At 64.2% G+C, this 10,901-nt stretch carries 10 protein-coding genes; 4 read left to right on the top strand and 6 right to left on the bottom strand.

The genetic code is table 11. The features are described from left to right. Positions 1 to 14 precede the first annotated feature (14 nt). Complete coding sequence (locus JDO7802_RS12100) at positions 15 to 1,004, top strand: hypothetical protein (protein ID WP_055085911.1); 990 nt, start codon at positions 15 to 17, stop codon at positions 1,002 to 1,004. Between the two features lie 13 nt (positions 1,005 to 1,017). Here the strand turns inward: JDO7802_RS12100 and JDO7802_RS12095 are convergent, their stop codons facing one another. The 6 genes from JDO7802_RS12095 to JDO7802_RS12070 all read right to left on the bottom strand — a co-directional run bounded on the left by JDO7802_RS12095 (position 1,018) and on the right by JDO7802_RS12070 (position 8,101). After that, positions 1,018 to 1,431 carry a hypothetical protein gene (locus JDO7802_RS12095; RefSeq protein ID WP_144430607.1) on the bottom strand — a complete coding sequence of 138 codons (414 nt, stop codon included), beginning with the start codon at positions 1,429 to 1,431 and terminating at the stop codon, positions 1,018 to 1,020. A gap of 31 nt (positions 1,432 to 1,462) precedes the next feature. After that, a complete protein-coding gene (locus tag JDO7802_RS12090; RefSeq protein ID WP_055085907.1) occupies positions 1,463 to 3,244 on the bottom strand; it encodes an SLC13 family permease in 1,782 nt (593 codons plus the stop codon). A 7-nt stretch (positions 3,245 to 3,251) separates the two neighbouring features. Next, a complete protein-coding gene (locus JDO7802_RS12085; RefSeq protein WP_055085905.1) occupies positions 3,252 to 4,064 on the bottom strand; it encodes a TIGR00282 family metallophosphoesterase in 813 nt (270 codons plus the stop codon). A gap of 427 nt (positions 4,065 to 4,491) precedes the next feature. Beyond that, positions 4,492 to 5,655, bottom strand: coding sequence for a carbohydrate ABC transporter permease (locus JDO7802_RS12080; protein ID WP_055085903.1), 1,164 nt, complete (start codon positions 5,653 to 5,655; stop codon positions 4,492 to 4,494). A 22-nt stretch (positions 5,656 to 5,677) separates the two neighbouring features. Continuing rightward, the gene (locus tag JDO7802_RS12075) at positions 5,678 to 6,694 is read right to left on the bottom strand and encodes a carbohydrate ABC transporter permease (RefSeq protein ID WP_055087231.1); all 1,017 of its coding nucleotides are present in this window, start codon (positions 6,692 to 6,694) and stop codon (positions 5,678 to 5,680) included. A gap of 186 nt (positions 6,695 to 6,880) precedes the next feature. Beyond that, positions 6,881 to 8,101: an ABC transporter substrate-binding protein gene (locus JDO7802_RS12070; RefSeq protein ID WP_055085901.1), complete on the bottom strand. Its 1,221-nt coding sequence runs from the start codon at positions 8,099 to 8,101 to the stop codon at positions 6,881 to 6,883. A 214-nt stretch (positions 8,102 to 8,315) separates the two neighbouring features. Here JDO7802_RS12070 and JDO7802_RS12065 point away from each other — a divergent pair, with 214 nt between their 5' ends. From JDO7802_RS12065 to JDO7802_RS12055, 3 genes are all read left to right on the top strand, one after another. Next, on the top strand, positions 8,316 to 9,281 hold the full coding sequence (locus tag JDO7802_RS12065) for a nuclear transport factor 2 family protein (RefSeq protein WP_055085899.1): 966 nt from the start codon (positions 8,316 to 8,318) through the stop codon (positions 9,279 to 9,281). A 67-nt stretch (positions 9,282 to 9,348) separates the two neighbouring features. Further along, positions 9,349 to 10,260 (top strand): N-acetyl-gamma-glutamyl-phosphate reductase, encoded by a 912-nt coding sequence (argC, locus tag JDO7802_RS12060; protein ID WP_055085897.1) that lies wholly within the window; start codon positions 9,349 to 9,351, stop codon positions 10,258 to 10,260. A 68-nt stretch (positions 10,261 to 10,328) separates the two neighbouring features. Further along, a complete protein-coding gene (locus JDO7802_RS12055) occupies positions 10,329 to 10,763 on the top strand; it encodes a hypothetical protein (RefSeq protein WP_055085895.1) in 435 nt (144 codons plus the stop codon). The last annotated feature ends 138 nt before the right edge of the window (positions 10,764 to 10,901 follow it).

Raw genomic sequence — 10,901 nt, 5'->3', positions numbered from 1 at the left:
GCCAGAGGATTCTGATGCCCGATCCAAAGACGCAGCCGATGACCCGCGCCGAACACCGCGATGCCCTGCTCGCTGCGGCGGGCGATGCCGGGTATCTGCGGCAGATCGGTGACGATCACCTGGCCTTGTTCCGCCCCGCCGAAGACAGCGACACGCTCATCGTCTCATTCGAAGGGCTGGACGCGACCCGTGGGCGCGCCGGCGGTCTGCCGGTCAGCACGGGTCTGGCCCGCAAGCGCGACTGGGCAACTCTCGACATCATGGCCGAAGGCCGGACGTGGTTCCGCGACGACGACCTGCACGATTATTTCGACACGCTGACCGACGACGGGTTTTTCGACGACTACGATTCCGTGGTCTTCGTCGGCGGTGGCATGGGGGCCTACGGTGCGGCGGCTCACAGCGTTGCGGCGCCGGGGTCCACCGTCTTCGTGATGCAGCCCTATGCCACGCTCGACCGTGCCATCGCCCCGTGGGAGCAGCGGTTCCGGTCGGCCTGGTCCCTGCCCTTCGGGCCGCGCTACGGCAATGCCGCGCGGATGATCGACGCCGCGGCACGGGTCTACGTCGTGACCGACCCGACCGAGGCGGCGGACGCGATGCACGCCAGCCTGTTTCAGGGCAGCCACGTCACCCGGATCGCGGCGTATCACGCGGGTGCCGACATCCAGGCGCGGTTGGAGGAGACGGGCATCCTCGACCGTCTGCTGGCGGGGGCCGAAAGCGGGGCGCTGACACCCCTGCGCTTCGCACAATTGTGGCGCGGGCGGCGGCAGAACGGAACGTGGCTGATGGGCCTGATGCGCAAGACCGACCGGATGGATCGGCCCTGGCTGTCGGCACTGGTCGCCGGTCACATGGTGCGCAAAGGCGCGGGTCAGGCCGCGCGCCGGCGCTTGAACGCCGCCCTGTCGCGCCTGGCGGCCGAGGGGCGCAAGGCCCCTGGCGACCTGGAGCCGTCGCCCATCGGCCAACAGCCCCGGACGCTGATGGCGGGCGAATAGCCCGCCATACCCGTCAGGCTTGCGTTTCGAACCGCACGTTCGACCCCAGGGGCGCGGCGAACAGCCGACGAACACCGTCGATATCGGTAACATAAACTTCCGCGCGCGGACCAGTGCCCGCCGGTGCCGCCTCGATGGTGAAACGCTGGGGCACGGCCCCTTGCTTGAAGGTCACCGCAAACGGCAGCCGATATCCGCAATCCTCGCCGGATGTGACGCCGGACCAGTTGCCGGGCACGCCCTCGGGGCGTTCAGCCACGCAGCGCTTGCCGTTCGACAGGCGCAGGGTCACCCGTGCTGGTGTCGCGGCGACCGATGCGACGCGCACCTCGCCCGGGGGGATGTTCGCCGCCGCCCCGGACGCGCCGGGCAGGATCGGCTGACACGCCGCGATCGCAAGCGGCAAAAGAAGAAGGACGGGGCGCATGATGGCCTCCCATGGCAGTTCCATTTGATCGTCACAAAGGCCAGATCAATGGGATCAACGCCGACGACACGAGGGCAACCAGAACGTTCAACCCGATTCCCACCCGTGCAAAGTCGGTAAACCGATATCCGCCCGGACCATAGACCAGCATGTTCGTCTGGTAGCCGATGGGTGTCGAAAAGGCACAACTCGCCGCCACCATCACCGCCACGACCAATGGACGGGGGTCGTGACCCAGCGTCTGGGCCAGCGCGATGGCGACCGGCGTGACAACCACCGCCACCGCGTTGTTGCTGACCGTTTCCGTCAGCACCATCGTCAGCACCATGATCGCCAAGATCAGGCCAAAGGGCGGCAATGTCCTCAGCCACGGTGCCACAGACGTCACGATCAACTCCACCGCCCCCGACGCCTGCAACGCGGCCCCCACGGCCAGCATCGAGAAGATCATCGCCAGCAGCCGCCCGTCGACGAAGCCGAACGCCTCGTCCGCGTCGACGCTGCGGGTCAGCAGGACGATGACCGCCCCGATGATCGCCAACGCGAAGATCGGCGCCAGGTTCAGCGCCGACAGCGCCACGATCCCCGCGACCGCAAGGATCGGAATCCAACTGCGTTCGCGCCGGAACGCCTGTTCGCGCGGCTGGCTGACCTCCACCAGATTGAGATCCTGCGACAAACGGCTGATATCCTCGTCCGCGCCTTCCAGAAGGATCGTGTCGCCCACCCGGACCACCACGTCGTCCAGTTGTCCCGACATGTTGCGGTCCCGCCGGTGCAGCGCCAGCGTATAGACGCCGTATCGGCGACGCAGGCGCAGGTTGCCCAACCGGCGCCCGACCATCTTGGCGTCCGGCGTGATCAGAACCTCGACGGTCGTGGATTCCACCGATCCCACCTGATCCAGCCGCTTCAGATCCGGATTGCGCTGCAACGTCAGAAGCTCCGCAATCTCCGTGCGCAGGATGACCCGGTCCCCGACTTCCAGCGTGACGGTCTTCAGATTGCGCCGCAGCGACGCATCCCCGCGCACCACGTCGATCAGGCGCACACCCTCCCGCTTGAACAACTGCACATCCAGCGCCTCGCGCCCGATCAAGTTGGACTCCGGTGGAATGACCGCTTCGGAGAAGAATTTGGCCGACTTCCGCGCCCCCCCCAGCATCGCCGCCATCGACGTGCGCTCAGGCAGAAGATGCCGCCCGATCAGATACAGATACGCCATTCCCGCAATCGCCACGGGAATGGCCAGCGGCGACACTTCGAAGATGGTGAACGGCTCCATCCCCTGCGCCCGCGCGACACCGTCGACCAGAAGGTTCGTGGACGTCCCGATCAAGGTGATCGTCCCGCCCAGGATCGACGCATACGACAGCGGGATCAGCAGCTTCGACGGCGCCAGACCCATCTTGCCCGCCAGTTGCACGAACACCGGAATCATCACGACGACGACCGGCGTGTTCGCCACGAAGGCAGACGCCACCAGCACGAACAACAACAACACGCCAATCGCGAACCGCGGCCGCGTGCCCACCTGCCCTTCGGCATAGCGCGTGAACCAATCCAGCGCGCCGGTCCGCACCAACGCCCCCATCAGCAGGAACATCGCCGCTATGGTCCAGGGCGCGGGGTTCGACAGGACCTGCACCGCCTCGTCGTAAGGCAGGACGCCAATGGCCAGCAGGAACGCCGCGCCCGACATCGCGACAACTTCGGTGGGATAGACCTCGCGCACGAACAGCGCCAGCATCACCGCCAGAACACCGATGGTCACCCAGGCTTCGCTGCCCGGCGGCAGGTCGATCCACGTCACGGCGCGGCTACTCCGGCCCGCATTGCGACAAACGGCCGCCCTGGCGCACCTGCACGACCTCGCGCGCAAGTCCGGTCGCGTCGTCGGTTTCGACGAACAGACCGCAAAGCGTCGCCTCCCCGCTCGCCGGCTCGAACCGGTCGCGGGTCATGCCGGTGATAAAGCGGCGCATCGGCTCTGTCTTCTCCATCCCGATCACTGAATCGTAGTCGCCGCACATGCCCGCATCGGCCTGAAACGCCGTGCCCTTGGGCAGGATGCAGGCATCGGCCGTCGGGATATGGGTGTGCGTGCCGACGACGACACTGGCCCGCCCGTCGCAAAAATGACCCATCGCCATCTTCTCGCTCGTGGCTTCGCAATGCACGTCGACCAGCGTCGCTTGCACCGCGCGGCCCAGCGGGTGCGCCTTGAGCACAGGCTCGATCGCGGAAAACGGATCGTCGTAGGTCCGCGACATGAACACCTGCCCCAGCACCTGCGCCACCAGCATCTTGCGCCCCGCGATATCGAACACCCGCCATCCCTTGCCCGGTGCCGATTTGGCGAAATTGATGGGGCGCAGGATGCGCGGATCATGCTCGATCGCCTGCATCATGTCCTTCTGGTCGAAGGCGTGGTCGCCCAACGTGACGACATCGGCCCCCGCGTCGAAAATCGCCTTGGCCTGCTTGGCGTTCAGCCCCCGGCCCGACGACGCATTTTCCCCGTTCACGACCACGGCATCCAGCCGCCAGTCGGCCCGCAGGCCCGGCAGACGCTCGGTTATCGCGGTGCGGCCCGTGCGGCCCATGACGTCGCCAAGAAATAGAATACGCATGGCCTCGGGTTACGCCGCCGGAATGGCGCGCGCAACGGCCAAGCGTCCGACCCGACGTCCGCGGCAATCCGCCCGCGGCCCCTAGACCGGGGCCAGCCCGGCAGATTGCACTCAGACCGTCGATATATCGCAAACCTGCTGCGATGTCGGCTCGACCTGCGACATCTTGGTGACGACCTCGTCCGGGCGACCTGCAGGACGCTTACGGCGCCTACTCTCAAAATCGGACCAGTGGTTTTGCGCCCTCGTCGCTCCGTCTGGCGGCTGTCGATCAACGAAGCTCCCGGCGCGCGTCATACCATCATGTCCGGGGACAGATTCAAACGCACAGAAGTGCCTCGATAGATGCAAAACGGTGCGATCCGATACGGGTGACGTAGATCACCCGTGCGTCACCCCTGAAATTCGATGCCATTGCGACTGTCGTTCACCCCTTCACGGCCCCCGCCGTCAGCCCCGACACGATCTGCCGCTGGAAGATCATCACCAGCAGGAAAAGCGGTGCCGTGATGCTGACCGCGGCGGCAATCGCCTCGACCTGATCGGTGGTCGTCGTCTCGCGGTTGAAATAGCTCGCGATGGCCGGAACCATGGTCTGGTTCGACGCATCCAGCAGCAGCGACGTGACCAGAAAATCGTTGTAGGCCAACAGGAAACTGAACAGGCCCGTGGTGATCACACCCGGCCACATCACCGGCATGATGACCCAGCGGAAAGCCTGAAAGTGGGTGCATCCATCCACCCGCGCGCTTTCGTCCAGATCGACGGGAATGTTCTGGAAAAAGCTGCGCAGCATCCAGATCGTGAAGGGCTGATTGATCGACACGAGAACCGCAATGACGGCAAGGGGTTGGCCGTAAAGCGTCGGCGCATTCTCCCCCAGGATCGGACGCAGAAGTTCGGCCGAATTGATGAACACCGGCATGTACCCCGCGACCAGCACCGAATGCGGCAAGGCCCTGAAGATCAACGCGATTATCAGGATCCAGAACGCAAACGTGCTGCCCGATCGGGCCAGTCCGTACCCCGCCAGCGTGCCCACCGTCAGCGACACGGTGACCACGCCGAAGGTCACGATCATGGAGTTGCGGAAATTCTCGTAGAACCGGTTTTCGACCCAGACCGCTTCGTAATGCTGCGTCGTCAGACCCAGGATCGGCTGGCCCCACGACCCCAGCAATGCCTCCAGCGGCGCGGCGATCCAGGGGGCCACGAAGAAGAACCCGATGATGAACAGGATCGCAAAGCCAAGCGCGATCACCATCCAGGAAAAGATCTTCTGAAGCGTTCCATCCCCCGCTGCCATGGGCATCAACCACTTGGTCGCGGCCTTGACCGACAGCCATGCGATCGCGATGCCCAGGACGATATCGACGATGGACAACCCATTGCCGTCAGACAATGTGCGCGGCCCGAAGAGGACATCCGTCGCCGAAGAGGAGAAGGCGTCGACCGGCGATTTGAACGACATCGCCAGCACCCAGAACAACGGGAATGCGGCCAGTGTCAGCCACACTAGCAGGAACAGGTTCGACGCCAGTCGGAGCGAGACCGGTTGCCGCATGGCGCGTGGGACGGATGCGTCGGACATGGCTCAGACCTCCTTCATCGAATTATCCACGGTGATCACGCCACGTGCGCCGCAGCGGGGCCGCCAGCAAGATCACGACGCCGATCATCGTCAGCATCGCCGAGGCCGAGGCCGAGCTGATCTGTCGGTTTCCGGCGTCGTCCGGCCTCAGGTAATCGTAGGTCAGGTATTGCAGTGTGATGCGCTGACTTTCCGATGAAAATCCGATCACTTCCTCAAACGCGCGGTAAGCATCCATCAGATGAATCAGCGTGATGAACACGATGAGCGGCATCAGGTGCGGGATGACGACGAAGCGCAGCCGTTCCCAGCGGGACGCGCCATCGATGATCGCCGATTCCAGCGTGTCCTGATTGACCGTCTGAAGACCGGCGTAGAAAATCACGAAGGCAAAGGGTGCCACGTGCCAGATGCGGTAGAACATCATCAGGAATTCGACCGCCCAACCGTTGGCCGCAATGGACAAATCCGTGTCGAACCACAGTTCCAGCCATACGGTCAGGATGCCATCGCCATAGAAAAGCCAACGGATCGACAGCGCCCCGATGACCGGCGTGATGATGAACGGCAGAAGCGATATGAAAATCACCGGCCCCTTCACCGCCTTGGTCGCATTGTTGACGACCACCGCGATCGCAAGACCCAAGCCCAAGACGAAGGGCAGCGTGACGAGGGTGAAGGTGAGGGTGAACCGCAACGCCTTCCAGAAATCGATCTGAAGGATCGCGCCCATGTTCAAATCCGCCAGCGCCCGCGTAAACCGGTCACCGCCCAGCACGTTGGCATAAGACGACAAGCCGACCCATTGCGTCGTCGTGATGGGGGAGCCGTCGTCGCCCAGCACCGGAATCGTCTTCACCTCGGTGGTGCAGGTCTGCGTCAGAAAGCCGGGGGTACAGGTTTCGATTTCCTGCGTGGTGAACACGGGCTGCGTGACCTGGAAGGAATTGATGAGCACCGTGATCAGCGGGAAAGCGATGAACAGCAGCATCAGAAAGACCGACGGCCCGACGAACATGGCGAAAGTCTTGAACTTCATCGTGGCCCCCCAACCGACCGGCGCTCCCTGCTCCCAACCTTGCATACGTAGTCAGGCGCTGTCACGAAAATAGCAGCCTTCGGCAGACGGACCGCGCGTGGCAGTGCGACGCGCCGGATTTCACGGCACAAAGAAAAGGCCCGGCATTCCAGGGAACGTCGGGCCTTCAGGATTTCTGGCGGTCGCTTATTGCAACAGACCGGCTTCCTTGGCGGCGGAGGTGTAGCTCTCCTCGATCGCCGCCAGCGTTTCCTCGGCGGACCGGCCACCGGTGAAGAAGGCGTCCAACTCGTTGCCGATGGCGGTGTGCATGAGACCCATCTGGCTGGTCGAGGGGTAGCTGACCGGCGCGGGATCGGCCGTGGCCGTCGCGATGGCACCCATCGCCATGTCGTTGGGCTCATAACCCGAGACTAGCCAGATCGCGGCCCCGTTGTTGGCCTGCACCATCTCGCTGTCCAACCCCTCCATCGCGACGCGGAAGGCGGCGTCGGCCTCCTCGTCGGTGATGTTCTTGGCGATCACGATCCCGTCCCACCACAGCGTCGTGGCGGGCGCGTTGCCCTCCTCGGCGATCGGCGCGGCGGAGGAGCCGACCTTGCCGACGACCTGGCTTTCGGCCGGGTCATCCATCGCGCCCCCGCGGGACCCCCAGAGATTCGCCATGGCGATCTTGCCCTGCTGGAACTGTTGCTGAACGTAGGTGGAATCGGAGATGAGATACTCCGGGTCCATGTATTCGGTCAGGGCTTTCATCGTCTCCAAAGCCTTCAGTCCGGCTTCGGAATTGACGGCGGGCGTGCTGTCCTCGTTGTAGAACGTCCCACCATAGCCCAGGAACATGTTGTTGAAGTCCTGTGCCAGGTTCCAGCCCGACTGCATCGTCGCCCCCAGCGGATAGTCGACGACCCCCGCCTCCTGGATCGCGGCGGCGGCGTCCAGCACGTCGTCGTAGGTTACCGGCGCGTCCAGACCCAGCTCCTCGAAGATGTCGGAGCGGTACATCATGTGCTGCGTATTCACCATCATGGCGATGGCCATGACCTGACCGTCCACGCGGATCAGCTGGTTCGGAGAAAGGTTCTGGCCATATTTTTCGACCAGATCATCCAAGGGCCGGATCGTGCCTTCGTTCAGAAGCGGCGTGATCGTGCCGTTGGACACGCCCCCCACTGCGTAAAGGGACGGGTTGGCCGCAAAGGCCGCGGGCTGCTTGGTGCGGAATTCCTGGTCCAGCTCCGCCTGCACGTTGCCGCATTCGGCCATGGCGTCGGTCACGGCCTTCCAGGCCTCGAACCCGGCGGACAACGTCTTCACTTCGACGTCGTTTTCGAACGAGCAGGCGGCCATGGCGGTCGTGGCGCTCAGTGCGAAGGCCCCAGCAAGGGCCAGTTTACGGATCAGCATATCATTCTCCCTGTCGATCGCTGTGCGTGTGGGCGCCCGACTTTGCGGCGGTGCGACCACCTGCGCGGATACTGTCCGGCGCAGGTCTCTTTTTCCAGCGCGAATGCGCTTCCCTTTCCGCCGTTCGGGTCTAGGATCGGGCGCGTGCATACGCTTGCAAGGACGCTATCCGCCGGATCGCGAATAGCGCAAGGTGAATCTTCGGGAGGGTTCGATGACCGATCAACGCACCGCGACGGCCGCGGGTCTTGCCGCGCTTTTCGCCGCTTCCGACCCGACCAGGGCGGCTTCGGTCTGTCTTGCCCCCGATGTCGCCTGGGACATGAACGCGCCCGTCGACACCGTGACCGGACGCGACGCGGTGGTAGAGCGCGTCGTTCAGCCGATCCGGTCGGCCCTGACCGGCGCGCATCGGCGGCCCGAGTTGGTTATCGGCGGCATCAACAGCCGGGACACTGGCACGACCTGGATCGCGGGGTTCGGCCACATCGTCGGCACCCACGACGGGCCGCTTTGGGGCGTGGCACCGTCGGGGCGGCTGGCGTTTCTGCGCTATGGTGAGTTTCACCGGCTGGATGACACCGGCCAGATCGCACAATCCCGCGTCATATTCGATCTGCCGGACCTGATGCACCAAGCGGGCCGACAGCCCTTCCCCGAACGTCTGGGCACCGAACTTCTGTTTCCCGGGCCCGCCACCCACGACGGGGTTTGCCCGGATACCGGCGACGGAGCCAGCAGCCTGCGTCTGGTCGAGCGGATGCTGGGCGACCTGCACGTCTATGACCCGAAAACGGGCGAGTCCGACGGTCAGACCGGCACGGGCGGCACCTGGGCAGACGATATGCTGTGGTACGGACCTGGTGGTGTCGGCTCCAACTTTCGGTGGGACGGGTTCAAGAAAGATCACCGCGCGCCATTCCTGTCGGCCTTCCCCGATCGCAAAGGCGGCAACCACTACTGCCGTATCGGTGATGGAAATTACGCCGCCGTCTCGGGCTGGCCTTCGATGACGATGACGCACCGGGGCGACTATCTGGGGCTTCGGGCCACGAACAGGGCGCTGACGTTGCGTGTCATGGATTTCTACCGCTGTGCGGACGGTCGGATCGCCGAGAACTGGGTCCTGCTCGACTACGTCGATCTGGCGCGACAGATGGGTCACGACATCCTGCGCTGACGCAAGGGCCGTTGCACGGACCGGCGCGACGCCGTATCCCGCGCCGACCACAAGAAAGGTATATCCCATGACCACATCCGTATTCATCGATGGCGAAGCCGGCACGACGGGCCTGCAGATCCGCGAGCGGCTGCTGGCGCGTGACGATATCCACCTGATCTCGATCGACCCCGATCTGCGCAAGGACACAGCCGCCCGCACCGACGCGTTCGCCCAGGCCGATGTCGCGATCCTGTGTTTGCCCGACGATGCCGCACGCGCCGCCGTCAAGATCGCGGGCGACACCCGGATCATCGACGCCTCGACCGCGCACCGCATTGCCGACGGCTGGATCTACGGCATGCCCGAGCTGCCGGGTCAGCGTGACCGCATCCGGGATGCCCGCCGCGTCGCCAACGTCGGTTGCTATGCCACCGGATCGATCGCCATGCTGCGCCCCCTGACGGACGCGGGCATCGTGCCGGCAGATGCGGGCGTCACGCTGACGGGCGTGTCCGGCTATACCGGTGGCGGCAAGAGCATGATCGCTGACTACGATACCGGCACCGCACCCGACCTGTTCCTCTATGCAGTGAGACAAGATCACAAGCACGTGCCGGAAATCATGCGCTACGGCGGCCTGACGCGGAAACCGCTGTTTCAGCCGATGGTCGCGAATTTCGCGCAAGGCATGGCGGTGCAGCTGCACTTGCATGCCGATCTTCTTCCCGGCGGCATTGCGGGTCATGCCCGCATCGAAGCGGCGCTGCGCGACTTCTATGCCGGCGACCCCTTCGTCAGTGTCGTGCAGCCCGGAGAGAGGGTCGATCCGCAATCCCTGCGTGACACCAACCGGATGGAGCTTTCGGTGCAGGGTGATGGTGCAGGGCGCGTCACCGTCATCGCGATCCTCGACAATCTGGGCAAAGGCGCATCGGGCACGGCCGTTCAGAACCTGAACGTCATGATCGGGGCCAAAGAAACCGCCGGGCTGACATAAAGCCATCCAATTGCTGCCGCATATACGGGCGATAGGATGCTGGTCTGCCAAACCCGAGGTTCTTAACCATGATCCGTATTCTCGCCCTTGCTGTGATGCTGTCCCCCGGCATCGCCTACGCCCAAAAATTCGTGTCCGTCGGTGACGACGGTGAAACGACCGCTATCGCCGCTGAGAACGAAACACCCGAAGATGACACCACCAGCGTTGCCGATGCTTACGGTGACAGCCTGGTCTTCGACGGTGCCACGGTCGAAGAAATCGAAGCCCTGCTCGCCAATGCGGCCGCAAACGGTCAGGCGGCCGATGCGGAACATACGCTGGTCGGTCGGGTATCCACCGACGAGAACGGCGACGCGGTTCTGACGCTGGACACCAGCGGATCCTTGGCGTCGAGCGAAGCGCCCGGCGTTGACACCCTCGAACTGGGCGAATGCAACGAAGGCACCAATTGGGTCAGCAATGAAACAAACTGCTACAACGCCTACCCCACCGAGTTCTGACCGCTCGCAGGTTCGGCGATTGCCGGAGGGCGGACGACCTTGACGCCGTTGCGGATCTGCCTGCCGCAACGGCTTCTTAACGTTTCAAGTGCACAGATAGGACACCTGCCCCGGTCGGAGTCCTGTCGTGTCGTTTCA

It is taken from the genome of Jannaschia donghaensis, from assembly GCF_001403795.1.
Taxonomy (GTDB): domain Bacteria; phylum Pseudomonadota; class Alphaproteobacteria; order Rhodobacterales; family Rhodobacteraceae; genus Jannaschia; species Jannaschia donghaensis.
This window is presented reverse-complemented; position numbering and strand designations above follow the sequence as displayed.